Below are 25,407 nucleotides of genomic sequence, written 5' to 3' on the forward strand. Positions count from 1 at the left end.
CCGCTTTAATCGGGTCCAGGTAGTTTCCAACCCACAATAAGGACTGCAATGACCATGGTGCGCCTGAAAACGGTTTCGTACATCGTTCTGGCCCTTGGGGCCTTTGCCCTTTCCCCTGCGACCGCCACGGTGGTTCCGGCGGCCCATGCCCAGTCAAGCGGGACGGCAGAACTTGTGGAACGTCTCCAGCTGCGCATCAGCGACCTGGAGCGCATGGTATCTGAGATGAACGGCGCCAACGAGGAGCTGAGGCACGAAAACCGCACCCTCAAGGACCGGTTCGACCGGTTCGAGCGCGAGATGGACTTCCGCCTGGGCGCCCTCGAGGGCACCGGGCGTCCTCCCGGCGCGGCATCCGGCCCAACGTCCGGCACGGCGTCCGGCACGGCGTCCGGCACAGGGGCCGAGCGCACGGCTCCCGCGGCGGGGGCCAGCACGGGCTCGGTCCTGGCACCCCCGGGCAGCGGCAACGGACGCAACGCCACCGCACCGGCCCAGCGCAGCACCTCTGCGGCTCCGCGCGCGGGGGCGGGGGTCTCCCTGCCCGCCGGCTCCGAGGAGGAGCAGTACAACTATGCCTTCGAGCTTCTGAACGCCCGGGACTTCGCCGGGGCCGAGCAGGCCTTCGACGCCTTCATCAAGGCTCACCCCAAGGGGCGCCTGACGGGCAACGCCCAGTACTGGCTGGGCGAGACCTATTACGCCCGCGGCGACTTCGAGCAGGCGGCCGTGGCCTTCATGAAGGGCTACCAGAACTACCCGGGCAGCGCCAAGGGACCGGACAACCTGCTGAAGCTGGGCATGTCCCTGTCCAAGCTGGGCAAGAAGAACGAGGCCTGCGACGCCTTCAGCCGCATTGCCTCCCTCTCGCCCCCGGCCTCGGACGCCATCAAGCGCCGCGCACGCTCGAGTGCCGACGGCCTCGGCTGCCGCTGAGCCCATGCCGGAGCGGGCATTTTTCCGGCGTCGCCTTGCGGGGCTCGGCATTCCTGCCGGGCCCCGAACGATTCTGGGCCTGGGACTCTCGGGAGGACCGGACTCCACGGCGCTTCTCGCCCTTGCCTGCGACTGGGCAAAGGACTGCGACGCCCGCGTGGTCGCGCTGTGCCTGGACCACCGCCTGCGCGCCGGATCCACCGCCGAGGCCCGGGCCGCCGCCGCCCTTGCCCGGGAGCTTGGCGCCACCGCCCGGATCCTGACCTGGGAGGGGGACCGGCCGGGCAGCGCCATCCAGGAGCAGGCCCGGGACCGGCGCCTGGAGGCCCTGACCTCCGCCTGCAAGGACGACGGCGCCCTGTTCCTTCTTCTGGCCCATCACGCGGATGACCAGGCCGAGACCGTCCGCATGCGCCGGGAACGCAGCACCAGCGCCCACAGCCTGTCGGGGATGCCCATGGTGGTCTTCCGCCGGGATGTGGCCGTGGTCAGGCCGCTCCTGGACGTGCCCAAGGCGGATCTGGTCGCGCTGTGCCAGCGCCGGGGCCTGCCCTTTGCCCGCGATCCCTCGAACCTCAACCCCGCGTTCGAGCGGGTCCGGATCCGCGCGCAGCTGGGCGCCGGGAAGAGCGCCGGGGAGGACGCCGGAGAAACCGGGGCCCTGTGTGACGAGGCCCGAAGGGCGGCCGCAGCCCGGGCCCGGGAGGCCCGCGCCGTCGCCGACTGCCTTGCCCGGTGCACCCTGGAGGCGGGGGAGGACCGCCTGCGCCTGGACGCGGACGCCCTTGCCGCCGCCCCCCGGCCCGTGGCCCTGGAGGCGTTGCGCCACGTGGCCCGCAGCCTGTCCGGCTCGCCCTACCTGCCGCGCCCCAAACCCCTTTACGAAACGCTCCCGGATCCCGGAAGCGGACGCCTGACCTGGGGCGGCTGCCTGTGGACCCGCAGCAGGGCTCCGAACCCCGCCCCCCCGGCCGGTCCCCGATCCGGGCTGCCGCCAGCCTCCCCGCCTGCACCGGACCCTGTATCCGCTCTCCTGCCCGCATCCGCGCCCGGGGCCGCGCCCGCGGCGCGCCCCCCGGCGCTGTCCGATCCGGGACATCCGGGCGAAACCGAGCCCCCCGGCCATGCCCCGGCCACCGGAACACACGGCCCGGAACGGCCCCGCCGCCGGGTTCTCTCGGTCTGCCGGGCCGCCACCGGAGCCCTGACCCGCCGGGTGGTTTCCCTGCCCGAGGGCCGCCCGGTCCTGTGGGACGGACGCTGGGAGCTGACCGCCGTTGAGCCGGGCCTTGGCGTGCGGGCCCTGGGCAAAGCGCCCCTTCCCGGCGCCACCCCGGCTGACACCGCCGTGTCCACCACCGCCAAACCCGGCCCCGGGTTCCCGGTGACCGTGCGTCTTGCCCCCCCGGACACCGCCGCGGACCGCACGGCTCCCGGGATGTCCGGGACGAATACCCTCACGTCTCCGCCGAAGGCCCCACGCCCGGGGCAAACGTCCGCCGGGACGGTTCGCGCGCGCTACCGGCCACCTTTTCCCGTCCTGGAGGAGGGAATACGCCTTGAGGCCGACGGGCAAGAGCCTTACATTCACTCATAGCTCAGTCGCGACCACCGGTACGCCAGGAAAGGGACGCCCCTTGAATATCAGCAGAAACATTCTTCTTTATCTCGTGCTTTTTGTCCTGCTTGTGGTCCTGGTCAACCTGTTCCAGGCGCCCTCGGGGCAATCGCAGATCCGTACCCTGCCGTACAGCGAGTTCGTCAGCCGGCTTGGAACGGACGGCTCGGACAAGATCAAGACGGTCGAGCAGCAGGGACAGGAGGTGGTCGGCACCCTGACCTCGGGAGAGCGGTACAAGACCACGGTCCCCGTGACCGACCTGACCCTCTCCAAGGCGATCGTGGATTCGGGCGCAACCTATACGGTGAAGCCGGCCGAGCCCAACGAGATCACCTTCTGGGGCGTGGTCCTCAACATTCTGCCGTTTGCGCTGCTGATCGGCGTGTGGTTCCTGCTGATGCGCCAGATGCAGGGCGGCGGCGGCAAGGCCATGGGCTTCGGCAAGTCCCGCGCGCGCCTGCTGACGGAAAAGACCGGGCGGGTGACCTTCGACGACGTGGCCGGGATCGACGAGTCCAAGCAGGAGCTCGAGGAGGTCGTGGAATTCCTGCGCGATCCCCAGAAGTTCCAGCGCCTGGGCGGCAAGATTCCCAAGGGCGTCCTGCTGGTCGGGCCTCCGGGTACGGGCAAGACCCTGCTGGCGCGCGCCATCGCGGGCGAGGCCAACGTGCCCTTCTTCACCATCTCGGGCTCGGACTTCGTCGAGATGTTCGTGGGCGTCGGTGCGTCCCGGGTGCGCGACATGTTCGAGCAGGGCAAGAAGAATGCCCCATGCCTGATCTTTATCGACGAGATCGACGCGGTCGGACGTCACCGGGGCGCGGGCCTTGGCGGCGGCAACGACGAGCGCGAGCAGACCCTCAACCAGCTTCTCGTGGAGATGGACGGCTTCGAGGCCAACGAGGGCGTGATCCTGATCGCGGCCACCAACCGGCCCGACGTTCTGGACCCGGCCCTTCTGCGCCCCGGCCGCTTTGACCGCCAGGTGGTGGTGCCCAACCCGGACATCATCGGCCGCGAGAAGATCCTGCGGGTCCACATGCGCAAGACGCCTCTGGCCCCCGACGTGGACGCCAAGGTGATTGCCCGGGGCACCCCCGGCTTCTCCGGCGCGGATCTGGCCAACCTGGTCAACGAGGCCGCCCTGATGGCCGCCCGCCTGGGCAAGCGCGTGGTCACCATGTCCGACTTCGAGGCCGCCAAGGACAAGGTCATGATGGGCGCCGAGCGCCGCTCCATGGTCATGACCGAGGACGAAAAGGAAAAGACCGCCTATCACGAGGCCGGGCACGCCCTGGTCGCGCTGAAGATGGAAGGCCACGACCCGCTGCACAAGGTGACCATCATCCCCCGGGGCCGGGCTCTGGGTGTGACCATGTCCCTGCCCGAGCGGGACCGCTACGGCTACTCCCTGAAGGAGCTCAAGGCCCGCATCGCCATGGCCTTTGGCGGACGGGTGGCCGAGGAACTGGTCTACGGTCCGGACGAGGTGACCACCGGTGCCTCCAACGACATCAAGCAGGCCACCGAGATGGCCCGCCGCATGGTGACCGAGTTCGGCTTCTCGGAAAAGCTTGGCCCGCTTCGGTATACCGACAACCAGGAAGAGGTGTTCCTGGGGCATTCGGTGGCCCAGCAGAAGAACGTCTCGGACAAGACCGCCGCCCTGATCGACGAGGAGGTCCGCCGCTTCGTCGAGGAAGGCGAGAAGAAGGCCCGGGAGATCCTCTCGGCCAACCGGGACGCCCTCGAGACCATCACCCGCGGTCTTCTGGAGTACGAGACCCTCTCGGGGGACGAGGTGATCCACCTGATGAACGGCGAGACGCTGGACCGCAAGGAACGCCCCGCGCCCCCGCCGCCCCGTTCGGGAGGCCGGCGCTCGACGATCCCGTCCAGCGGCCCCGGCGACTTCACCCCGACGCCCACCAGCCCCATTACCGAGGCCTAGGGCCGGGGCCCACAGACCTTCCACAAGGGGGCGCAAGCCCCCTTTTTTTCTGGCTGAGCGCCGGTCCCTCCTGCCCCTCCCGAATCGCCATGACCCTCTCCCCGATTGTCACGGTCGCCTCCCCCGAGGACGATCTCTTTCTCATTCCGGCCGGGTTCCTGCGGGGCCCGGTGGCCGCCCTCCAGACCGTCTCCACCCCCGAGGCCCTGCCGGTGGCGGGCAACCGCCGCACCCTGTTCACCCGGGTGGTGGTGGCCGCCCGGAGCCCGGACGGAACCGGCCAGCGGTTTTTGCTCACCCTCGCCGAGCTCGACACGCTCATTGCCCGGGCCGCGGCGCCCGTGCGGGCCGTGCTCGAGTACCGGCTGGACGCCCTGTCCCGCCCGGCGCGGCCGTTTGCGGGGCTCAGCGCACCGCCCGGACGGCCTCTGGTGATGGGAATCCTGAACGTCACCCCCGACAGCTTCTCGGACGGCGGACACCACAACACCACCGAAGCGGCCATTGCCCACGGCCTGCGGCTCCTGGACGAGGGCGCCGACATCATCGACATCGGGGGCGAAAGCACCCGGCCCGGCTCGGCCCCCGTCGCGGCAGCCGAGGAAATCGGTCGGGTCGTGCCCGTCATCCGGGCCCTGAGCGAGCGCGGGGCCGTGGTCAGCGTGGACACCCGCAACGCCGCCACCATGGAGGCCTCGCTGGCCGCCGGCGCCCGGATCATCAACGACGTCACCGCCCTGACCGGCGACCCCCGAAGCGGGGACGTGATCCGCGCCACCCGGACCCCGGTCATCCTGATGCACATGCAAGGCGAGCCGGGCACCATGCAGGACGCCCCCTCGTACCGGGACGCCCTTCTTGACGTGGCCTCGTGGCTTCAGGCCCGGGTGCGGACGTGCGTCGGGCTCGGCCTCCCGCTGCACGACATCTGTGTGGACCCGGGGCTTGGTTTCGGAAAAGACCTTGAGCATAATATGCGGCTGTGTGCGGAGGCGGGTGCGTTTCCGGGCCTGGGCACCCCGGTGCTGATGGCCGGATCGCGCAAGCGCTTCATCGGAGCCCTGACGGGCGAGGACCAGCCCCTGAACCGGCTGGGCGGCTCCATCGCCATGGCCCTGAAGGCCGCCCGCGAGGGGGCCCTGATGGTTCGGGTTCACGATGTCGCGCAAACCCTCCAGGCCCTGCGGGTCGCCCGTGCCCTTGACGACCTGACCGCAACGGAAGAGAGCTGAGAGACCATGACCAGGCTTTTTGGAACCGACGGGGTACGCGGCATTGCCAACACCCACCCCATGACCCCCGAGACCGCCATGGCCATCGGCCGGGCCGCCGGAAACCTGCTGTGCCAGGACAAGCACAGGCGCCACACGGTGGTCATCGGCAAGGACACCCGGCTGTCCGGATACCTGCTGGAACCGGCCCTGACCGCCGGGCTCATCAGCGCGGGCATCGACGTGGTGCTTCTGGGCCCGCTGCCCACCCCGGCGGTGGCCATGCTCACCCACTCCCTTCGGGCGGACATGGGGGTGATGATCACCGCCAGCCACAACCCCTACCAGGACAACGGAATCAAACTGTTCGGCCCCGACGGCTACAAGCTCTCGGACAGCCAGGAAGACCAGATCGAGGCCCTGGTGGCCAACGGCACCGACGCCCTGCGGGTGCCCTCCGACGCCCTCGGGCGCGCCCGGCGCCTCCAGGACGGCGGGGGCCGTTATATCGAGGCGGTGAAGCGCACCTTCCCCGTGGGCATGCGCCTCGACGGCCTGAAGCTGGTGGTGGATTGCGCAAACGGCGCCGCCTACAAGGTGGCGCCCCAGGTGCTGTGGGAGCTGGGGGCCGAGGTCATCGCGCTGGGCGTCGAGCCGAACGGAACCAACATCAACGCCTCGTGCGGCTCCCTCCACCCGGAGAACATGCGCACCACCGTCATCCGGGAGCGGGCCGACCTGGGCATCGCCTTCGACGGCGACGCGGACCGCCTGATCATCTGCGATGAAAACGGCATCGTGGTGGACGGGGACCAGATCCTGGCCCTGATCGCCCGGACCATGCACGCCCGGAGCCTCCTGACCGGAGGATCCGTGGTGGGCACGCTCATGTCCAACCTGGGGCTGGAGATCCACCTGCGCCGCTGCGGCCTCACCCTGGAGCGGACCGCCGTCGGCGACCGCTACGTGGTCGAGCGCATGCGCGAGGGCGGCTTCAACCTGGGCGGCGAGCAGTCCGGCCACATCGTGATGAGCGATTTCGGCACCACCGGCGACGGCCTGATGAGCGCGCTCCAGGTCCTGGCGGCTCTGGTGTCGGAAAATCGCCCGGCCAGCGAGGTGCTGAACGTCTTCGCACCCTGCCCCCAGCGCCTCGAGAACATCCGGGTCGAGGGCTGCCACCCGGACACCATCCTGGAAAGTCCGGTTCTGCACGAGCTTCTGGACTCGGTCCGCGGCTCGCTGGAGGGCACCGGACGGGTTCTGGTGCGCAAGTCCGGAACCGAGCCCCTGATCCGGGTCATGGTGGAGGACGAGTCCCGCACCCGGGTGGACAACGCTATTGAGCGCATCTGTGGCGTCATCCGGCACCTGTACGAAAGCCGGAACTGACGGCCTGCCCCGGAGCCCGGGAGCCACACCGCGCTCCCGGCCCGGGGGGAAACAAAAGAGCGCCCGCCCGCTCGGCGCCCGAAGAGACTGCGCCCGGCTGCACGCGCCGACGGACTGTCCCGCGCGCCCCGCGCACCATCAAAGAAGGCGCCCCGCGGACCAGCACCAGGGCGCATCCCTCCTCCTGCCTCCCACCTCCCGCCTTCGCCGCTCGACCGGACGCCGCGCTGTTCCGGTGTCCGCAGACGGCCGCACCTGTCAGGCGGGGGGCCAAAATCCCGCAGACCGGTCTTCGTTCCGGGACACGGGGCCCGGACCACCACAGAGCACAACCCGCGAAGGGTCGCCCCGCCTGCCGGGCCCACGGCAGGAAACAGCCTCTCACGGAATCGTGCCGGGCGCGCCTTCCGCGCCCAACGGGCACCCCTCCGGGACCGGGGTAACTCTTGAATCATTCTAGCGATGAGAGTACCGTCAGGATCGCGATGTCTGCCATGAAGGAGAGACCCATGCTTACAGGACGCTGTCTGTGCGGAGCAGTCCGCTATGAGGTCGCGAAGCCCATTGATTCCCTTGTTTTCTGCCACTGTTCCCGCTGCCGGAAGGAAAGCGGGTCGGCGTTCGATTCCATCGCCGTTCTGGACGGCGGGGACTTCCGGCTGGAGGAAGACTCGGCCGCCCCCCATGCCTACGAGGCCGCGGGCGGAACCCGCTACTCGTGCGCCGAGTGCTCCACGACCGTCTACTCCATCAAGGACCGGCTGCCCGGAAAGGCTCTCGTGAGGGCGGGAACGCTGGACCAGGATCCTGGCCCCGTGACGCGAACCCATATTTTCGTGGGCTCCAAGGCCTCCTGGGACCGGATCCCGGACGACGAGACCCAGTTTGACGAATGGCCGACCTGAGCGCCAGCGGCGCCTGACCGGCGGCACCGGACCGGTCCGCAGATCAGGCCGGTCCGGACCGCCCTCTCCCGCCGGACAGAGCGGGACAGACCAGCCCCCGGCGGGACTCCGGCCCTGACGGGACCGCGGACCTTGCCCGCACTCCCCCGGTACCGGGACAGGCTTCCGCCAGGCCGCGCGTCCGGCCCCGGGACACAGGACCACATCCGAAACAGGCGGGGAACACGCGCCCCGGGTACCCCGGGCGCCCCAGTCTGCCCTTGCCCAACCGGCCTCCGATACGATACGGCGGTGTGTCCCCTGACAGGACGCACCGTTTTTGCCTGCGGGCTCCACAGTTTTGCCCGCCCCCCCGAACAGCGCCGGCCTTGATCCCCCGGTGTCCTGCAGGTTATAATAGAACATAACATGATAATAAAAAGAACACCCGTTCCTTATGCCGGACAGCGACACAGGGAGACCCATGCCCATGCACTCGACCGCCGAACGCCGGGCCCGCGCCTGCGGCCTGATTGAGACCGAACCCGTCACACACGACCCGGAGGATGGAGCCGGGAACCGGACCGGAACCGGGGACCGGAACGCCGGACGCACCGCCACCCCGGCCTCGAGGCGCCGGGGCGCCGCCCGGCCGCGCACCGTCCTGCGCGAGCGGTTCCGGGACACCTGCCCCCTGGACCGCTACCACGCCAAAGGCCGTCTGACCCGCCGCCAGTGGACCGCGGGCTGCAGGTTCGAGGCCCTGTGGCGGGCGGCCAGCGGCCCCTCCCTTGGCGCGATCAACCTCGCCCGGGAAATTCGCGGCTCCTATCGGGAGCGCCTGCCGTGCCATGGCTACGGCTCCCTGTCCCCCCTGGCGGAGCGGGCGGGCCTGGCCCGCAGGGAGCACGACCGCGCCCCCCTTCAGTGGACGCCGCGGGGGATCCTGGTGCGCGACGTCTGCGTCTTCGAGCAAAGCCTGGCAGGAGGCAAACAGCTTGAGATGCTGGCCCGGGGGCTGGACCAGTTCGCCGATGCCCTCCGACTGGGGGAGGATCCGGACTTTCCGGACTGACGGGCGCCCCCGGCTCAAGGCCCCCCTCGGGAAGGGAATGGCCAGCGCCCTCCCCCGGGATGCCCGCGCCCTCCTCGGAAGGGGGGGGAGGAAAGGAAAGGAAAGGAAAGGAAAGGAAAGGAAAGGAAAGGAAAGGAAAGGAAAGGAAAGGAAAGGAAGGAAAGTAGGGAGGGAGAGGAATAGGAACGGAAGAGGGAAAAAAGGCTGGCGCAGGAGCCACCGCGCTCCAAACGCGCCAGCCCCGAGCCTGACCCTGTCCCGGTATCCGCCAGCACCAGACCCTGGCACCCCGAAAGCCGCCCAGCGGTTGGACGCGCGGCCCGCAGGGTTAAACCCCGCGACACCCGTTGCCCCGGCGCCCTGCCCCCCCGAACGCACCACCCCCAAAGCTCGCCCCCCTGTCACCCGACAGCCCGGGGGAAAGCCTCGCACCCCACGCGAATGCTCCAACCCCGGCTCGCCCTGACATCAGGCGGCCGGGACGCCCGGTCCGCCCTGGACGCACCGCACCCCCGAACGCGCCACCCCAAAGCTCGCCCCCCTGTCACCCGACAGCCCGGGGCAGAGCCTCACACCCCGCGCGAATGCTACAACCCCGGCACTCCCGGGCCCGAGCCTGTCCCGGGATCCGCCAGCACCAGACCGTGGCCAGTCCCAACCCCGATCACCAGGGAGCACGGGCACCCGGTCCGACCGAACGCCCTGCCACCTGACAGCCCCGGCACCAGACGCCCGGCACCAGACGCCCGGCACCAGACGCCCGGCACCAGACGCCCGGCACCAGACGCCCGGCACCAGACGCCCGGCCCGCCCGGGACCGGAGCCCCGAACTGCACCGCCAGTCAAGTACAACCCAGCATGGCGGGTGTTCCTTTCATGGACTGTTCATGTACAACCGCCTATAAGAGGCGCCTAAAATACGCGTCCCGAATTCAGGAGTTATTCCAATCATGAACAGAACCAGCAAATGGGTTCTCGGCACAATGCTGATTGCCCTCGCTTTTTATGTTATTGCGCCTCAGGGGCCCAGCGCCATTGGTTCCCCCGCGTTTTGGGTCTATCGCCATGAACTCGTTCTTGTCTCCGGCGTTGTGTCTCTTGCCCTCATGACGCTGTGCGTGATCCTCGCCGTGCGCCTCAAGTGGATGGAGCCCCTGACCCGCGGTCTGGACAAGAGCTACGCCATCCACAAGTGGGCCGGTATTGCGGTGACCTTTACGGTCACGGTGCACTGGCTTGCGGAGAAGTTCCCCAAGTGGACCCGGGATATCTTCAGCTATCCTCCGAAAATGAAGAACCCGAACTTCCATGTTCTTCCCTGGCAGAAGGACATCTACCACCTGGGCAACACCCTGGTGGAGAACGCCATCTACGTTATCCTTCTTCTTCTCATCATTGCCCTTTTCAAGCGGGTTCCGTACCGGACGTTCCGGGCCACCCACAAGGTGTTCCCGATTCTCTTCCTGATCGCGGCGTTCCACAGCGTGACCATCCTCTACAAGGCCGACTGGATGGGAACGCCCACGGGCTACGCGGTGATCCTGCTGAGCGTCGTCGGCTCCCTGGCGGCCCTGGTGTCCCTTGGCCAGCAGATTGGCGCGAACCGGAAGATCTCGGCCGAGGTCGCGAAGTTCGACGTCCAGGGCCCGGGCATTGTGGACCTGTGGCTGAAGAACACGACCCGGCCCCTGGGTCACACGGCGGGCCAGTTTGTCTTCCTGTCCTTTGCCCACGATTCCGAGCCGCACCCGTTCTCGCTGGCCTCCGCGCCGCAGGACACGGACACCCTGCGCTTTGGCATCAAGACCAACGGCGACTTCACCGACCGCCTGCCCGAGCGGCTGAGAGTGGGCGAGGCCGTGCGCATCGAGGGCCCCTACGGGCACTTCTCCTTCGACCTTCCGCACGGCCGTCAGGTCTGGGTCGCGGGGGGAATCGGGATCACGCCGTTCCTCTCCCGGCTTGACGAGCTGGCGAGGACCGGCCGCTCCAGCGCCGAGATTGACCTGTGGTACTGCTGCCGCGAGGCCTCCGGTGCCGCCTACCCGGACAACCTGAAGGAGCTCTGCCAGGCGGCGGGTGTGACCCTCCACGTCGTTCTCAGCTCCACCGGGGAGCGCCTGACCGGCGAGCGCCTGAAGGAGGTCCACGGCTCCCTCGAGGACACGGCCATCCTGTTCTGCGGACCGGCCGCCTTCCGGACCTGCCTGCTCGACAGCCTGAAGGCCCAGGGCTTTGACACCCGGGCGTTCCACTCCGACAGCTTTGACATGCGCTGAGCCAGACTCGGCACCCGGGGGCCCCGCTGACTGGCGGGGCTCCCTTTTTCGTTCGGGCCGGGCCTCCGCCCCCGCCGGCCCCCACAAGGGGGACCGGAACGGAGCCCGCCGGACACGCCGGCATCCCGGCAGCGCCCCGACAGGGGCCCGGCCGTCCGGTGCCACACCCACCCCAGGGAAAACCGTCGCTTCGGGTGCAAAACCATTGACCCTGCCCCCGTCCCACGGTATATCCCATCGCTTTCCAACTCTTGTACCTCGCGCCCCGGGCGCGCCGTTTTGGGAGACAGACCGGTGAAACGTACCTACCAGCCGTCCAAAATTGTCCGCAAGCGCCGTCATGGCTTCCGGACCCGCAGTGCGACCGTCGGAGGACGTCGTGTCCTCGCCGCGCGCCGCGCGAGAGGCCGCAAGCGTCTTTCCGCATAGAGCCGTCCGGGTTTCCCCGGGCGGTCCCCGGTTTTCCGGGCGCAGCCACCGCGGTCTCAACCGCCGCACCGGCTCCGCCACTGGAAAACAGCGGGATTTGACAGGCACAACGACAGGAACACCGGGCGCCCCGTCCCCGTGTTCCCGTGTGCCTGTTTGCGCGTCCCCGGTCCGGGAGCGCGCGAAAGAGCCGCAGCACCTGTCACGTTTGCATCCCACCCGTTGCATCGATGCCTGTTGCGCCTTCCATGGAGTGCAAGTCCGTGTCTGAAGACGGAAGGCCCGAAACCGTCCCCGCCCCGACCCCGCAGCCGGACGCGAAACCGCGTCACGACCTGCAGCGGCTCAAGCGCCGCGCGGATTTCCTGCGGGTGGCGTCCCGGCGGACCAAATGGGTCACCTCCGGCTTTATCCTTCAGGCCGCACCGACTCCGCCTCCCCGGGTCCGTCCCGGAGAGCCCCCCTCCCCCGAGCCGGCCGGACCGGTGATCCGAATCGGATTTACCACCAGCAAGAAGGTCGGCAAGGCCGTCCAGCGCAACCGGGCGCGCCGCCGCCTGAGAGCCATTGCCTCCGAGATCATGGGCACGGATGCGCAGGCCGGATACGACTATGTGCTGATCGGCCGGACCGAGACCATCGCCCGGCCCTACGAGATGCTTCTGTCCGACCTTCGCTGGGCCCTGAAGCGCCTGGGGCTCCGCCGATGATGACGGTCCTTCGCCTGTTCAACCGGCTTCTCTCGCTTCCCATGATCGGCCTGATCCGGCTGTACCGGCTTGTGCTCTCGCCGCTGATCGGCCAGCAGTGCCGCTTCGAGCCCACCTGCTCGCGCTACACCGAGGAGGCCATCCGGCGCCACGGCCCGTTCTGGGGCGTGTGGCTGGGAAGCATCCGTATTGCGCGTTGCAATCCCTGGGGAGGCATGGGATATGATCCGGTCCCGGATGATCCCCGCCCGCGGTGGATGCGGGGCCGCCGCTCGGGGAGCCCTGTCCCCCCGGATCGCCCGGACGAGCCCTGAAGTCCTCAGGGCCCCTGTTTTTGTCGACGAGATGCGCCACTCCGCCCGGCGCGTGCGTTCTTATCTGAAAGACTGGAGTCATGTCGGAACAGCGTAACATTCTTCTCGCAATCCTGCTGTCCGTCGGGATTTTTCTGTCCTGGCCCTACGTGTCACATTACGTGTTCGGCACGCCTCTGGAGCAACCGGCAACGGAACTTGCGAAGGACGACACCCCGGCGCCCCCGCCCGGTGCGGACACCGTTCTCGAGGCCACCGGCGACACCGCGGAAAAGCGCACCGTCTTCCAGACCCGCGAGGAGGCCCTTGCGGCGTCCGCAGACCGGGTCCGGATCCAGACCGGCAAGCTCGCGGGCTCCATCCGTCTCGAGGGCGCGCGCTTTGACGACCTGACCCTCTCGGCCTACCGGGAGACCACGGACGAGAACAGCCCGCCGGTGGACCTCCTGGCCCCGTCCGGAGCGCCCCACCCCTACTTCGCCGAGTTCGGCTGGCGCCCCGTCGATCCCCAGACCCGCGTCCCGGATGCCGACACCCCCTGGACAGCGGACCGGACCGTTCTCGACGAGAACAATCCCGTGACCCTGACCTGGGACAACGGCCAGGGCCTGCGCTTCGTGCGCACGATCTCGGTCGACGAGAACTACATGTTCACGATCTCCCAGCAGGTGGTGAACACCTCCGACGCGCCCGTGACCCTGTACCCGTTCGGCCGCATCTCCCGTGAGTTCAAGCCCAAGACCGTGAACTTCTTTATCCTTCACGAGGGCCCCATCGCGGTTCTGGACGGCACCCTGAAAGAGCTGGACTACCCCGATGCCAAGGACGGTGAGAAGGTCGAGGCCAGCACCACCGGTGGCTGGATGGGCATCACGGACAAGTACTGGCTGGCCGCCCTGGTCCCGGATCAGGACAAGGTGGTCAACGCCACCATGGGCGCCCGCCCCTCGGGTGCCAGCGACAACTACAGCGTCGCCTACGCCGGGGGCCGCATGACGGTCGCTCCGGGCCAGTCCATCGCGGTGACCGACCGCTTCTTTGCCGGCGCCAAGGAATACGACCTGCTGAGCGACTACTCCAGCCGCCTCGGCATCAACCAGTTCGCCAAGGCCATCGACTTCGGCTGGTTCTGGTTCTTCACCATGCCGTTCACCTGGGCGCTGCACCACCTGTACCTGCTTCTGGGGAACATGGGTCTTGCGATCCTGGCCTTCACCGTGGTCCTGAAGATCTTCTTCTTCCCGCTGGCCAACAAGTCCTACGAGTCCATGTCCCGCATGAAGCTGCTCACCCCGGAGATGAAGAAGCTCCAGGAGCGCTTCAAGGATGACCGGGTGCGCCTGAACCAGGAGATGATGGCCCTCTACCAGAAGGAAAAGGTCAACCCGCTGTCGGGCTGCCTGCCGATCGTCCTCCAGATTCCGGTGTTCTTCGCCCTCTACAAGGTGATCTTCGTCAACATCGACATGCGCCACGCGCCGTTCTACGGCTGGATCACCGACCTGTCGGCCCGGGAGTCCATCACGGTCTTCAACCTGTTCGGCCTGATCCCCTGGACGCCGCCGGACTTCCAGCTGCTGTGGGTTGGCTCCCTCGCCCTGACCATGGGTGTGACCATGTGGTTCCAGCAGAAGCTGAACCCGGCCCCGCAGGATCCCACCCAGGCGAAGATCGTCGGCTCGCTGCCCATCATCTTCACCTTCATCCTGGCGCCGTTTGCCTCGGGCCTGATCCTCTACTGGACCTGGAACAACATCCTGTCCATCCTCCAGCAGTGGGTCATCATGCGCCGTCTCGACCGCCAGAGAAGCAAGGGGGCCAAGGTCTAGACCATGACCGCCGGTACACCCGAAATCCCCGAAATCGACAGCGCCTCCCCGGAAGGGGAGGCGCTTGAGTTCGGGCGCTGGCTGTTTGCCCAGCCCTGCACCTTCCTGATGGGCGCGGTGAGCCTGGAAGGGCTTCCGAACCACGACCTGTCCGAGATCGCCTTTTGCGGACGCTCCAACGTGGGCAAGTCCTCCCTGGTCAACGCCCTGACCGGACGCAAGACCCTGGCCCGCACCTCGAACACGCCGGGGCGCACCCAGGAGCTGAACTACTTCCGCCTGGGCCCCGAGGCCCCGGACCAGCCCGCCCTGATGATGGTGGACCTTCCGGGCTACGGCTTCGCCAAGGCGCCCAAGGCCCTGGTGGAGCGCTGGACCCGCCTGGTGCTCTCGTATCTGAAGGGGCGCCCCCAGTTGCGCCGGGTCTGCCTGCTGATTGACTCCCGGCACGGCCTGAAGCCCACCGACATCGAGGTCATGTCCATGCTGGACACGGCCGCCGTGAACTACCAGGTGATCCTGACCAAGACCGACAAGCCCTCGGCGACGGCGGTCCGGGCCTGCCTGGAGGCCACACAGAAAACCCTGGCCAAGCACGTGGCCGCCTACCCCGAGGTGCTGATGACCTCGTCACGGGACGGGGACGGCGTGGCCCTCCTGCGCGCCCGCCTGGCGGCGCTGACCCGGGAATAGATCCCTCCCCCGGCCCCGGCGATAACCCGGGGCCTTTTTTTTGCGCACGGGCAAGCCGGTCACTCGGGGCGCCGGACGTCCCTCCAGGCCAACACGCCCTGAACCCCCGCCCCCACCGCTGCGATCGCCGCGGCGGACACAGGCAACGCCCAGAGCGGCACCTGCAAAAGCAGGAGCCCTCCGCCGGCGGCGGCTCCGATGGCACTGCCCAGGTACAGGGCAGACTCGTTCAGGGCCACCGCCAGGTTCCCGTCGCCTTCCCGGGTCCGCGCCTTGAGAAGCTCGTTATTCTGGGGAACCTGGAGAGCCCAGCCAACAGCCCCCCAGACCGCCAGAGGCACAACGCACAGCCAGGGCGTCACCAGGGCGCCAAGGGGAAGCACCCCCAGGCAGAGCGCCAGAACCCCCATAATGCCAAAGGCCACCCGGGGCCCCCGGACACTGTCCACCAGCGGGCCGATCAGAAGGCTCCCCAAAACGCCCCCCACGCCCCAGGCCCAGAGAAACGGCACAACAGAGAGATCCGAACCCCCCGGGACACTGGCAAGAAACGGGGCAATAAAGGTGTACATGCCCAGACTGGAGACGGCCGCCAGAAGCGAAACCAGCAAAATCAGAAGAACCTGCCTGTCTCCAAGCACGGCCAGCTTCCGCAGAAAGGACGTGCCGGACACCTCCGGCAAGCGCGGCAGCTTCACCGCAAGCCCGGCAAACGTCAGAACCCCCAGGACCGCAACACCCCAGAAGGCAGCCTGCCAACCTGCCTGCCCCGCCACGAGAAGACTGGCGGGCACACCAAGAACCGTCCCGCTGGCCATGCCCCCCATGATGATGGAGATGCTTTTGCCTCTCCAGTTCTCCGCCGCAAGCCCCACCGCTGCCGAGATCCCCAGGGCGAGGTAAACCCCCGCGCCGATTCCGCCCACAACCCGGTACGCCAGAAGCGCGGCGAGGTCGCGGGTGAGAGCGCTGGCCCCATGGGCGAGCGTGAAGACCGCCAGAGCGACAAGAAGCCCCGAGCGCTGCCGGGCCGCGGGAAGAACGGCCACGAAGACCGGAGACCCGAGCCCGTATCCCAGGGTGAATGCCGTCACAAGCTGGGCGGCGGCCGCCGTTGAAACCTGAAACTCGGCCTCGATCATGGGGATCAGCCCGGCGGTCATATACGACCCCATCCCGAGCGCAAAGGCCCCCAGGGCTATGAAATACGTGGTTATTTTATTTTCGTTCATCACACGGCCCCAATACTTTATCTTCAGAACACTCACGGGAGTGCAAAGAAGACCTGCCCTGTCTCACGGACCAGGGAATAACAGGCCGCACAAGTCCTTACAATTTAACCGGTTATACGAGCAGTGGGGGTAACAGGATGACCGGCCCGACAGCACCCGCCCGAACACGCCCCGAACTGGCCGAGTTCCTGCGCCAGCACCGGGAGAGCCTGTCCCCCGAGGCCGTCGGCCTGCCCGCCGGGAGCCGGCGCAGAACCCCGGGCCTGCGCCGCGAGGAAGTTGCCGCCCTGACCGGCGTCGGGCAGACCTGGTACACGTGGCTGGAGCAGGGACGGGATATCCGGGTCTCGACAGACGTTCTCGACCGGCTGTCCCGGCTTTTCCGGCTGGACGGAGCCGGGCGGCGCCATCTCTATGCGCTCGCCCGCCAGCACCCCCCGATGGAGGACGGGCGCACGGTGTGCACGGTTCCGCCCCTGGTTCACCGGCTTCTGGCCGACCTGCCCCTCCGACCGGCCTATGTTCTCAACCTGCGCTGGGACGTCCTGGCCTGGAACCCGCCGGCTGACCGGGTCTTCCGCTTTTCGGCACGGCCAGCCCCGGAGCGCAATCTGCTGCAGATGCTGTTTCTTGATCCGGCCACCCGGCAGCTGTTTCACGACCAGGCCCGCCAGATACCCGGTCTTGTGGGCAGCTTCCGGCGGGACTGCGCCCGCGCGCCGCGTGACGAGGCCATCCGGGCACTTGTCGCGGACCTGGAAAATCGGGCGCCCGAGTTTCGCACCCTCTGGACCCACCAGGACCCCCAGCCGTGCACCGGCGTGCGGGATCTGGACATTCCCGGGCTCGGGGTCGTGTCGTTCGAGCACACAACGCTTATCCTCGACGAGGACCGCCACCTCCGGCTGGTGTATTACGCCGCCCGGCCCGATACACCGGCGGGCACGGCGTTCGGGACCTGGCTCCAGACCCAGTGAGGACGCGCATGCGCAGGCCCGCCCCTCCCGGCTGCCCCGCCAGAATCGGAAAAAAGGTGTTTTGGGGGTTGCACTCACGTCTTTTGTGTACTTTTCTTGTCGGGAACCCCGTCCCGGGCCGTGAGGACTGTCTCCGGCGGACGGCAAAACTCAAAAATGGAAGTCTGAAATGCGCCTGATTATTGCTCTGATCCTGCCGTGGCTGGTCTTTTTCACCATTGGCCGCCCGATTGCGGGCCTGATCTGCCTCATTCTTCAGGTGACCCTGATCGGCTGGCTGCCCGCCGCCTTCTGGGCGGTGTATTCGCTCAGCCAGTACAACACGGACCAGAAGATCAAGCGGGCGCTCGACGCGACCCGATAGGACGCCGGAGAGACGGGCCGGCACGATGGACCGGCACGGCGGGCCGGCCCCGCAGGCTGGATCCTGAAGGCTGGCCGGCGGGGGCCCCTCGGGCCCTCGCGCGGGCCGGAAGCTTGGTCACGCGCGAATCACGGCCCCACACGCCCGGAGAAAGAGCCAAAAAACCGCGCCCGGACACCGGATCGGGTCCGGTTGCGGCTGCCGGGCCGGGACAGACCCCGCAGCAGCCCCCCGATGGAAAAACGCCCCCCGGACGCTCAAAACCAGCCGCCGGGTGGCCTCACAGCGGCACGCCAGGACCGATCCGACGCCCCGGACAGGGGTCCGGGAGCCGACCGGGGGCGACGAAACCAGGCCGGTCAGGACAGAAAAAAAACGGGAGAAAAAAGGGACCACGCGTGCCCCGGACGCCGGCTGTCGCCCGCGCGGGTTTTGGAAAATCAAAGGGGCCCGAAATGGAAACAAGGGGCGAGCGCGTCCGAAGACAGGCTCTAACCCCTTGTTTTAACTGGCGCGCCCGAGAAGATTCGAACTCCTAACCTTCTGATCCGTAGTCAGATGCTCTATCCAGTTGAGCTACGGGCGCACTTCGTATGAGCCGCTGTGCCGGGGTGGTCTGTGTTGCTCCCCGTGTCGGCGGAGCAACTTCTATCCCGATGGGCCCCTCTCTGCAAGCCCTATTTTCAGCCTGATGCGAAAAAAAACGTCTCCCGCCACCGTTTACATCCAGGGGCTGTGCCTATTGTGCAACACTCGCTGTTTTTCGAGTTGCCGGAAACGGTTACGTCCCGAAAATCCCTTGAGACATTAAAATTCCTTGAGTAAACTTGTCAAAAATGCGCGGTTAGCGTCTTTTCTGCCATCATGCACCCTGGCGGCCCCGGGCCCGCCGGTGCAGCACCCCGGGTGCGCGCTCCGGAAAAGGCGACATGCGCACCCCTTCAAGCCCCGTTGCGGCCGCCCGCGGCCGGATCGTCGGCAAGGCGCAGCTTTGAGAAAGATAAGGTCTCCAATCAATGGCGTCACCTCGCACGAAGCATATTCTCCTCATCGCCTCCGCCGTGATCCTCGCGGCCTGTTCCCGGAGCGATTCCGTCCTGCCGTCCCTGAGCCCGCAGACCGAGCGCTTCATGACCACGGGCTACGGCGGGCCGCCTGCACTGGGCAACACGTATTTCGAACCCGACGGTGTCACTCCGGGTCGCCCGACCCAGACCTTCGTCGGGAACAAGGTCGTTTCCTACCGGGCCGAGCTGTCGGGGATGCAAGACGCCATCCGCACCCAGAACACCCAGCTTCAGGCGCTCCGCAACAAGACCATTCTTGACTCCCAGGGCTATCACGAGAACGTGGCCGCCATGCGCGCCAAGCTCCAGCTTGGCACCACCCCCGCGAACCCGAGCCTCATGAACCGCTGGGAGATCGCGCAGGCGCAGCTCAACACCCTGAACCAGGACCTGGTGCTGATGGACCAGCTGTCCCAGGTGATCGTGGTGAACCAGTCGTCGGCCAGCTATCTTCTCAACACCATCCGCCAGTCCTACTCGATCCCGGGCGCCGTGGATGAGGACCACCGCCAGCTTCGCATCCTGGAGGACGAGACCCAGCAGACCGTGGTCCTGATCGAGCGCCTGCTTGCGGAGCTGCGCTCGGACGTCACCCGCCAGACGGCCTACGTCAATTCCGAGCGGGCCAACCTGACCTCCCTCGCCAGCGCCATCCAGCAGGGCCAGCTTTTCGGTGTGACCGGGCCTGACGGCTACGCCTATCCGGCACCGGCCAACGTTCGCCAGGGACCGGGGATGCGCCCCGGCATGCCCGGGCGTCCGGGTGGCCCCCAGGGATCCCAGGGGCCGTGGGCGACCAGCGGCGCGAGCTACACGTCCGGTCCGGCGGGCACGAACTACGCCAGCCCCGCCCCCTACGCGGCCGCAGCGCCGGCAGCCATGGGCGTGCCCCTGGTGACCGTGCGCTTTGACCGGGCCAACATCCGCTACGAGGACGCCCTGACCCGCGCGGTGCAGGACACCCTGTCGCGCAACCCGTCGGCGTCGTTCAGTGTCGTGGCGGTCCAGAGCGGCACCGCCGGAACGGCTGTCCGGGCTGCGGACAATGCCCTGCGGACCCTGACCCGCCTGGGCGTTCCCGCCAGCCGCGTGTCCCTGTCCTCCATCTCCCAGCAGGGCGGAGTGGACGAACTGCGCGTCTACGGACGCTGAGCCCCCGTCCCGGTCCCGGGCCCCGGCACAGCCCACAACGAAACGAGAAAGGCCGGTTCAACCGGCCTTTTTGCTGTCCGGACGGCTGACCCCGGCGCCGAACACCGAACCGGACCGGGAGCGATACGCGAGGGCAAGACCCCACAGGATCCGCCCCCGGCACCAGCAGCCCCAGAAAACCGGCCGCCCCCGCCACACAGGCGCCCGAACGCTCAGGGCTGGCGGCGCTCCACCGCGAACCCCGCCCAGGACTGGTCCGTTGGCATGACCTCCAGGCGGTTGATCGTGATGTGGTCGGGCAGTGTCGCCACGTAGAAGACGGTCTCGGCCACGTCCTCGGCCGTCAGGGGCGTCGTGCCCTGATAGACTGCCGCCGCCGCATCCGCATCCCCCGCGTAGCGCACCAGCGAGAACTCGGTTTCCGCCATCCCCGGCGCCACATCCGTGACCCGCACCCCGGTGCCCGCAAGGTCACAGCGCAGGTTGTAGGAAAACTGCTTCACGAAGGCCTTCGACGCGCCGTAGACGTGACTGCCCCGGTAGGGCCAGGCCCCCGCGATGGACCCGATGTTGATCACGCTCGCGCCGCGGCCCGTGGCGATCAGGACAGGCAGCAGCGTGTGGGTCACGTTCACGAGGCCGGTCACATTGGTGTCGATCATGGTGTGCCAGTCGTCCAGCGAGACCTCCGGCGCCGGTTCGGGCGCAAGGGCGAGCCCCGCGTTGTTCACCAGGGTCCGGATCCGGCGGAAGGGCTCGGGCAGGCTCCGGACCACGTCCTGCACCGCTGTGGCATCGCGCACATCCAGCCGGGCCGCGTGCACCGGGACAGCGGGCCCAAGGTCCGCCGCCAGAGCCTCCAGCCGGTCCAGACGGCGCCCGCAGATCACAAGGCCCCAGCCTGCCCGGGCAAAACGCCGGGCGCAGGCCTCGCCAAAGCCGGACGTGGCACCGGTAATGAAGGCAATGCGAAGGGGGGCCGTGGTCATGGTGGGGCTCCTGTTCCAGGCAACTGACGGGGGAGAGGGCTGAGGGGGCCGACGATGGGAGATGGGAGATCGGAGACCGGAGATCGCGGAAAGAAAACCGGGGCCCGGACGGTCCCCCAGCATGCCTCAAGACGCACCGGCACGCCAGAGGGGCCCCCGCCCCGAAGGAATGGAGCCCTTCCCGGGCCGATCGGCCTCCGTCCGGTCCGACACCCGACCGGAGGCCCCCACTCCAGAGCTCCCCGGATCAGGCGCCCGTGCCGGGCTCCGCGTCCGACGGTGCGTGAGCCGGCGGCTCCAGGTTGGCGGAGGCCTGCTCGCGCCAGCCCCGGCGCCCGGGGTCGCCGTCCAGGGGAACCTGCTGCCAGTAGTGAAGGGGGAAGCCCTGATCCTTCAGGGTTTTCCAGAGACCCCGGGCGCGGTCCAGGGCGTCGGCGTCGCGCTCGTCGAACAGGACGAACACCCGCTCGAACCCGGGCGCATCCTCGCGCCAGGTGCCCTCGGTCAGAAACAGAAACTGGGCTCCATTGGGGTTTTCCGGCTCGGTGGCCAGATAGACGGGCTGGTCCGCCGCGTGGTCGGGCCCGTCGAACGCGCTGCCGTGGGGCAGCCAGGAATTGGCCTCGAACGTCCAGAGCGCCGAGTCCAGAGCCTTCAGGCGCTCGGGGCTGGCCGCCATGACCAGCACCCGTCGCGACCCTTCCAGGGCCTTCAGGGCCAGACGGGCCACCACCTCCTCGAGCCCGGCAGACCGGGCATGAAGGTGATAGAAATCAAACCGCGCCCGCATGTCCGTTCTCCGGCCTCCTCAGGGGGTCATCCCGTTCCCAGCCCGTCCCCGAGGCGGGAGGGCCGAACCGGCCGCCCCCACCCGGCAAGGGCGCCCCGGACGGATCCGGGGCCGCGTCAAGGTCTCAGGCCGCGCCGCCGAAGGGCCCGCTGTCGCCCCCGCTGGCGCCGTCCTGCGGGACGTCGCGCTTCGGTCCACCGCGGGAGACCACCACCATGGCCGGGCGCAGCAGCCGGTCATGGATCTGGTAGCCGTCCTGGTAGACCTGGACCACCGTTCCCGTGGGCACCGAGGTGTCCTCGACCTCCTGCACGGCCTGGTGCAGGTTGGGGTCGAAGGGCGCGTTCAGGGACTGGATGCGCCGGACCTTGTAGTCGCCCAGGGTGCGCTGAAGCTCCCGCTCGGTCATCTCGATGCCGATGGCCAGATTGTTCAGGGGCTCGTTGGTCTCGCGGGCCTGGCCCGGAGCCGCCAGAAGCGCGCGCCCCAGGTTGTCGGCCACGCCCAGAAGAGCCTTGGCGAAATTCGAGACCGCGAACTTGTTGTTGTCCTCGATCCGGCGGTCGGCCATGCGCCGGGCGTTCTCCGCCTCGGCCAGAGCCCGGAGGTAGTCCTCCTTGAGCTTGCGGTTTTCCGCCTCCAGGGCCGCAACGCGCGCCTGGAGAGCCGAGTCCTCGCCCCCGTCCGAAGCCGGAGCCGCGGCCTCCGTGGCGTCGTCCGCGAGAGCGTCCAGGGGTTCCCGGTTGGGGTGGCTGGTCGTGTTGGATGGATCTTGAGACTTGTGCATAACCTCGTCCAGAGTTCCGTTCGTGTGTTTAAGGGATACGTCCACCGGGGTTGAACCACATCGGAGAGAGCCTGAAAAGCGGTTTCAGCCAATCAGGCGCGAGAGAACCTTCGATGTGTAGTCCACCAGCGGAATAATGCGGCGGTAGTTGATCCGGGTCGGACCGATCACGCCGATGGCGCCAATGATCTCGTCCTGACTGTTCTGGTAGGGGGCGACGATCATCGAGCAGCCGGAAACGGAGAACAGGGGACTTTCGGCCCCGATAAAAATCTGCACACCCTCGGCGCTGTTCACCAGGTCCAGCACCCGGAGAACCTGCTCGCGGGTCTCGAGGGCGTCGAAGAGGGAGCGGATGCGCTCGATGTCCTCGACGGCGGTCAGGTCGTTCAGCAGCGCGCTCCGGCCCCGGACGATCAGCTCCCCGTGGGAGCCGGTCCCCGACCAGGTGGCAATCCCCGCCTCCACGACCCGGGCCGCCAGGGCATCCAGCTCGGTCTGGTGGCGGGCCAGCTCCTTGTGGATCTTGTCGCGCGCCTCGTCCAGGGTGCGGCCGCTCAGCCGGGCGTTCAGGTAGTTGGTGGCCTCGGCCAGGGCCGACGGGGGCAGATCCCCCGGAACCTCGAGGACACGGTTTTCCACCATCCCGTCCCCGGAGACCATGACCACCAGGGCCCGCCCCGGACCCAGCGACACAAACTCGATATGCTTCAGCGCCCGGTTCAGCTTGGGCGCCACCACCACGCCCGCGCATCCGGACAGCCCGGACAGGGCCAGGGAGGCCTCGCTCAGCGCCTGGTCCACGCTTTTTCCCGTCAGGCGCACCCGCTGCTCGATCTCGGCGCGCTCGTCGGCGCCGGGCTTGCCGAACTCCAGAAGCCCCGAGACAAAGAGCCGAAGACCCGCCTCGGTGGGAAGCCGCCCGGCGGAGGTGTGGGGGGCATAAAGCAGGCCCAGATCCTCGAGGTCCGCCATCACGTTGCGCACCGAGGCCGAGGACAGGGACACGGGCAGACGGCGCGACAGGGTCCGCGACCCCACCGGCTCGCCGGTTTCCACGTAGAGGTCAACAATCTGCCCGAAGATCTGTCGGGACCGTTCGTCAAGTTCGTTCAATACGGGCGAATCGAGCGATCTGGCGTGCATTCCGGCTCTCTGGTGTCAACAGGGCATGTCGATCCCAACAACGTAGTAAGGAATCCCCCTCTCGTAAAGGGTGCGCTGCCCTCCGGGGCTCAGGACGCCCCGGATTCGCACTCCAGGGTCTGGGACAGGGTCGTCAGAAGGATCCCCACGTGTTCCTCGGAGAAGATCAGGGGGGGCCGAATCTTGAGGACATTCTGGAACGGGCCTGTCAGGCCGACCAGAACCCCGCGCTCGCGCATGCCGGTCACGACCCGGGAGGCAAGGGCCGAGTCCGGCTCCCGGGAGTCCCGGTCCCTGACCAGCTCCACCCCCAGGTACAGGCCCGTGCCGCGCACATCGCCAAAGGACGGGAACTCCTCGGACAGCATGTTCAGGCCCGCCTTGAGGCTGGCTCCGGTCTGCTCGGCGTTGGCCATCAGGTTCTCGTCGCGCAGAACGTCCAGAACCGCGCCCGCCGCCGCCGCCGCCACCGGTCCCCCGGCCATGGAGTTGAAATAGTGGCTGTCCTCGCAGAAGTCCTCCAGAAGAACGGAGCGCGCCGCCAGCCCCGCGACCGGATAGCCGTTGCCCATGGGCTTGCCCATGACCACGATGTCGGGGACGATGCCGTGGCGCTGGAAGGCCCAGAAGTGCGAGCCCGCCCGCCCGAACCCGCACTGGACCTCGTCGGCGATGTAGAGCCCGCCCGCCCGGTGCACCGCGTCCATGGCGCCGCGCAGGAACCCGGCGGGGCTGACAAAGATGCCGTCGGAATCAAACAGGCTGTCGGCCACGAACGCGGCCACCCGCATGCCGTAGCGCCGCAGATCCTCGATGGCGGCCTCCACCTCGGCGGCGAAGGCCTGGGCAACGTCGGTGCCGAAGAAACGGTAGCGGTCCGGCGCCGGAACCGTGCGCACGTGCACGCCCAGAGGCATCCTCCCCCCGATGCACGGCGAGATCGCCGCCGTCGCCGCCGTAGAGCCGTGGTAGGCGTTCTCGGTGACGATAATGCCCTCGGCTCCGGTGGCCATGCGGGCCATGCGCAGGGCAAGGTCAACGGCCTCCGACCCCGAGCAGGTGTAGATCACCCGGTCCAGCGGGTCCGGCAGCGTGGCAAGAAGGCGCTCGGTGTAGTCCAGGATGTCCGCCCCGATGTAGCGCAGGCTGGCGCTCAGGGTCGCGGTCTGGCGGGAAATGGCCTCGACCACACGGGGGTGGCAGTGACCGACAACGGGGACGCTGTCGCTGGCATCCAGATAGCGCTCGCCCCCTGCCCCGAAGAGCCAGGCGCCCCGGGCGCTCACCGGATGGAGGGGAGGCGTGTAGGACAGCTGGCAGGGCGCTCCGAGAGCGCGCTGCCGGCGTGCCACCAGGGCCCGGTCGGCTTCGCAAAGGGTCCGTTGAGCCGGGTGCCCCGGGTCACCGGCCGGCACCCCCTCAGCCGTGCACACCCCGTCCGAATCCGTTGTCATGATGGGTCTCCTCATCTCCTGCAGGACCGGATTCCCAGAATAATACAAACCCGCGTGCGACAAAACGCCCGAAACCGGAATAACGGGGAGATCGAAGCGTTTTCTTCTGCTGCCCGGTACAGTTG

General features: G+C 68.2%; 22 protein-coding genes and 1 tRNA gene. 16 read left to right on the forward strand and 7 right to left on the reverse strand.

The features are described from left to right. The first annotated feature begins 54 nt into the window (after positions 1 to 54). The 13 genes from ybgF to yihA all read left to right on the forward strand — a co-directional run bounded on the left by ybgF (position 55) and on the right by yihA (position 15,324). Complete coding sequence (gene ybgF / locus IHV25_RS00355) at positions 55 to 936, forward strand: tol-pal system protein YbgF (RefSeq protein WP_192532995.1); 882 nt, start codon at positions 55 to 57, stop codon at positions 934 to 936. Between the two features lie 4 nt (positions 937 to 940). Further along, a complete protein-coding gene (gene tilS, locus IHV25_RS10525) occupies positions 941 to 2,533 on the forward strand; it encodes a tRNA lysidine(34) synthetase TilS (protein ID WP_192532996.1) in 1,593 nt (530 codons plus the stop codon). A 40-nt stretch (positions 2,534 to 2,573) separates the two neighbouring features. After that, positions 2,574 to 4,508: an ATP-dependent zinc metalloprotease FtsH gene (ftsH, locus tag IHV25_RS00365; protein WP_192532997.1), complete on the forward strand. Its 1,935-nt coding sequence runs from the start codon at positions 2,574 to 2,576 to the stop codon at positions 4,506 to 4,508. An 89-nt stretch (positions 4,509 to 4,597) separates the two neighbouring features. Beyond that, on the forward strand, positions 4,598 to 5,740 hold the full coding sequence (gene folP, locus IHV25_RS00370) for a dihydropteroate synthase (RefSeq protein ID WP_192532998.1): 1,143 nt from the start codon (positions 4,598 to 4,600) through the stop codon (positions 5,738 to 5,740). Between the two features lie 6 nt (positions 5,741 to 5,746). Continuing rightward, positions 5,747 to 7,111 carry a phosphoglucosamine mutase gene (gene glmM / locus IHV25_RS00375; RefSeq protein ID WP_192532999.1) on the forward strand — a complete coding sequence of 455 codons (1,365 nt, stop codon included), beginning with the start codon at positions 5,747 to 5,749 and terminating at the stop codon, positions 7,109 to 7,111. Positions 7,112 to 7,620: 509 nt separating this feature from the next. After that, positions 7,621 to 8,016, forward strand: coding sequence for a GFA family protein (locus IHV25_RS00380; RefSeq protein ID WP_192533000.1), 396 nt, complete (start codon positions 7,621 to 7,623; stop codon positions 8,014 to 8,016). Between the two features lie 469 nt (positions 8,017 to 8,485). Then, positions 8,486 to 9,070, forward strand: a complete 585-nt coding sequence (locus tag IHV25_RS00385; protein ID WP_192533001.1) for a hypothetical protein — start codon at positions 8,486 to 8,488, stop codon at positions 9,068 to 9,070. Positions 9,071 to 10,020: 950 nt separating this feature from the next. After that, positions 10,021 to 11,349 (forward strand): ferredoxin reductase family protein, encoded by a 1,329-nt coding sequence (locus IHV25_RS00390; protein ID WP_192533002.1) that lies wholly within the window; start codon positions 10,021 to 10,023, stop codon positions 11,347 to 11,349. 294 nt (positions 11,350 to 11,643) lie between these two features. After that, complete coding sequence (gene rpmH, locus IHV25_RS00395; RefSeq protein WP_192533003.1) at positions 11,644 to 11,778, forward strand: 50S ribosomal protein L34; 135 nt, start codon at positions 11,644 to 11,646, stop codon at positions 11,776 to 11,778. Positions 11,779 to 12,041: 263 nt separating this feature from the next. After that, complete coding sequence (rnpA, locus tag IHV25_RS00400) at positions 12,042 to 12,488, forward strand: ribonuclease P protein component (RefSeq protein ID WP_338048559.1); 447 nt, start codon at positions 12,042 to 12,044, stop codon at positions 12,486 to 12,488. Further along, positions 12,485 to 12,802, forward strand: coding sequence for a membrane protein insertion efficiency factor YidD (gene yidD / locus IHV25_RS00405; protein WP_338048560.1), 318 nt, complete (start codon positions 12,485 to 12,487; stop codon positions 12,800 to 12,802). Before rnpA ends, yidD begins: the two co-directional genes overlap by 4 nt. An 80-nt stretch (positions 12,803 to 12,882) precedes the next feature. Further along, positions 12,883 to 14,631, forward strand: a complete 1,749-nt coding sequence (yidC, locus tag IHV25_RS00410; protein WP_192533004.1) for a membrane protein insertase YidC — start codon at positions 12,883 to 12,885, stop codon at positions 14,629 to 14,631. Between the two features lie 3 nt (positions 14,632 to 14,634). Next, the gene (yihA, locus tag IHV25_RS00415) at positions 14,635 to 15,324 is read left to right on the forward strand and encodes a ribosome biogenesis GTP-binding protein YihA/YsxC (protein ID WP_192533005.1); all 690 of its coding nucleotides are present in this window, start codon (positions 14,635 to 14,637) and stop codon (positions 15,322 to 15,324) included. Positions 15,325 to 15,383: 59 nt separating this feature from the next. Here the strand turns inward: yihA and IHV25_RS00420 are convergent, their stop codons facing one another. Further along, positions 15,384 to 16,556, reverse strand: coding sequence for an MFS transporter (locus IHV25_RS00420; RefSeq protein ID WP_192533006.1), 1,173 nt, complete (start codon positions 16,554 to 16,556; stop codon positions 15,384 to 15,386). A gap of 137 nt (positions 16,557 to 16,693) precedes the next feature. On the opposite strand from IHV25_RS00420, the gene IHV25_RS00425 reads away from it, so the two are divergent. Next, positions 16,694 to 17,533: a helix-turn-helix transcriptional regulator gene (locus tag IHV25_RS00425; RefSeq protein WP_192533007.1), complete on the forward strand. Its 840-nt coding sequence runs from the start codon at positions 16,694 to 16,696 to the stop codon at positions 17,531 to 17,533. 169 nt (positions 17,534 to 17,702) lie between these two features. Next, a complete protein-coding gene (locus IHV25_RS00430) occupies positions 17,703 to 17,897 on the forward strand; it encodes a YqaE/Pmp3 family membrane protein (RefSeq protein ID WP_192533008.1) in 195 nt (64 codons plus the stop codon). Positions 17,898 to 18,406: 509 nt separating this feature from the next. On the opposite strand, the gene IHV25_RS00435 is transcribed toward IHV25_RS00430, so the two are convergent. Continuing rightward, positions 18,407 to 18,483, reverse strand: a tRNA-Arg gene (locus IHV25_RS00435). 430 nt (positions 18,484 to 18,913) lie between these two features. On the opposite strand from IHV25_RS00435, the gene IHV25_RS00440 reads away from it, so the two are divergent. Beyond that, positions 18,914 to 20,116, forward strand: a complete 1,203-nt coding sequence (locus IHV25_RS00440) for a hypothetical protein (protein WP_192533009.1) — start codon at positions 18,914 to 18,916, stop codon at positions 20,114 to 20,116. 212 nt (positions 20,117 to 20,328) lie between these two features. Here the strand turns inward: IHV25_RS00440 and IHV25_RS00445 are convergent, their stop codons facing one another. From IHV25_RS00445 to IHV25_RS00465, 5 genes are all read right to left on the reverse strand, one after another. Continuing rightward, positions 20,329 to 21,105, reverse strand: a complete 777-nt coding sequence (locus IHV25_RS00445; protein ID WP_192533010.1) for an SDR family NAD(P)-dependent oxidoreductase — start codon at positions 21,103 to 21,105, stop codon at positions 20,329 to 20,331. 247 nt (positions 21,106 to 21,352) lie between these two features. Then, positions 21,353 to 21,895, reverse strand: a complete 543-nt coding sequence (locus IHV25_RS00450) for a DNA polymerase III subunit chi (RefSeq protein WP_192533011.1) — start codon at positions 21,893 to 21,895, stop codon at positions 21,353 to 21,355. A 124-nt stretch (positions 21,896 to 22,019) separates the two neighbouring features. Beyond that, the gene (locus IHV25_RS00455) at positions 22,020 to 22,682 is read right to left on the reverse strand and encodes a nucleotide exchange factor GrpE (protein ID WP_192533012.1); all 663 of its coding nucleotides are present in this window, start codon (positions 22,680 to 22,682) and stop codon (positions 22,020 to 22,022) included. A gap of 84 nt (positions 22,683 to 22,766) precedes the next feature. Continuing rightward, on the reverse strand, positions 22,767 to 23,828 hold the full coding sequence (gene hrcA, locus IHV25_RS00460; RefSeq protein ID WP_192533013.1) for a heat-inducible transcriptional repressor HrcA: 1,062 nt from the start codon (positions 23,826 to 23,828) through the stop codon (positions 22,767 to 22,769). Between the two features lie 89 nt (positions 23,829 to 23,917). Beyond that, on the reverse strand, positions 23,918 to 25,282 hold the full coding sequence (locus IHV25_RS00465; RefSeq protein ID WP_192533014.1) for an aspartate aminotransferase family protein: 1,365 nt from the start codon (positions 25,280 to 25,282) through the stop codon (positions 23,918 to 23,920). Positions 25,283 to 25,407: the final 125 nt, after the last annotated feature.

It is taken from the genome of Phaeovibrio sulfidiphilus (assembly GCF_014861485.1).
Classification (GTDB): Bacteria; Pseudomonadota; Alphaproteobacteria; order Rhodospirillales; family Rhodospirillaceae; genus Phaeovibrio; species Phaeovibrio sulfidiphilus.

Bases quoted from the DNA above. Each gene is read 5' to 3' on its own strand.
- yidC (WP_192533004.1), top strand. From the start codon at position 12,883: ATGTCGGAACAGCGTAACATTCTTCTCGCAATCCTGCTGTCCGTCGGG.
- IHV25_RS00390 (WP_192533002.1), top strand. From the start codon at position 10,021: ATGAACAGAACCAGCAAATGGGTTCTCGGCACAATGCTGATTGCCCTC.
- IHV25_RS00385 (WP_192533001.1), top strand. From the start codon at position 8,486: ATGCACTCGACCGCCGAACGCCGGGCCCGCGCCTGCGGCCTGATTGAG.
- IHV25_RS00455 (WP_192533012.1), bottom strand. From the start codon at position 22,682: ATGCACAAGTCTCAAGATCCATCCAACACGACCAGCCACCCCAACCGG.
- yihA (WP_192533005.1), top strand. From the start codon at position 14,635: ATGACCGCCGGTACACCCGAAATCCCCGAAATCGACAGCGCCTCCCCG.
- tilS (WP_192532996.1), top strand. From the start codon at position 941: ATGCCGGAGCGGGCATTTTTCCGGCGTCGCCTTGCGGGGCTCGGCATT.
- folP (WP_192532998.1), top strand. From the start codon at position 4,598: ATGACCCTCTCCCCGATTGTCACGGTCGCCTCCCCCGAGGACGATCTC.
- IHV25_RS00465 (WP_192533014.1), bottom strand. From the start codon at position 25,282: ATGACAACGGATTCGGACGGGGTGTGCACGGCTGAGGGGGTGCCGGCC.
- IHV25_RS00450 (WP_192533011.1), bottom strand. From the start codon at position 21,895: ATGCGGGCGCGGTTTGATTTCTATCACCTTCATGCCCGGTCTGCCGGG.
- ybgF (WP_192532995.1), top strand. From the start codon at position 55: ATGGTGCGCCTGAAAACGGTTTCGTACATCGTTCTGGCCCTTGGGGCC.
- IHV25_RS00445 (WP_192533010.1), bottom strand. From the start codon at position 21,105: ATGACCACGGCCCCCCTTCGCATTGCCTTCATTACCGGTGCCACGTCC.
- IHV25_RS00440 (WP_192533009.1), top strand. From the start codon at position 18,914: ATGGCGTCACCTCGCACGAAGCATATTCTCCTCATCGCCTCCGCCGTG.
- IHV25_RS00420 (WP_192533006.1), bottom strand. From the start codon at position 16,556: ATGAACGAAAATAAAATAACCACGTATTTCATAGCCCTGGGGGCCTTT.
- yidD (WP_338048560.1), top strand. From the start codon at position 12,485: ATGATGACGGTCCTTCGCCTGTTCAACCGGCTTCTCTCGCTTCCCATG.
- IHV25_RS00380 (WP_192533000.1), top strand. From the start codon at position 7,621: ATGCTTACAGGACGCTGTCTGTGCGGAGCAGTCCGCTATGAGGTCGCG.
- hrcA (WP_192533013.1), bottom strand. From the start codon at position 23,828: ATGCACGCCAGATCGCTCGATTCGCCCGTATTGAACGAACTTGACGAA.
- IHV25_RS00430 (WP_192533008.1), top strand. From the start codon at position 17,703: ATGCGCCTGATTATTGCTCTGATCCTGCCGTGGCTGGTCTTTTTCACC.
- IHV25_RS00425 (WP_192533007.1), top strand. From the start codon at position 16,694: ATGACCGGCCCGACAGCACCCGCCCGAACACGCCCCGAACTGGCCGAG.
- glmM (WP_192532999.1), top strand. From the start codon at position 5,747: ATGACCAGGCTTTTTGGAACCGACGGGGTACGCGGCATTGCCAACACC.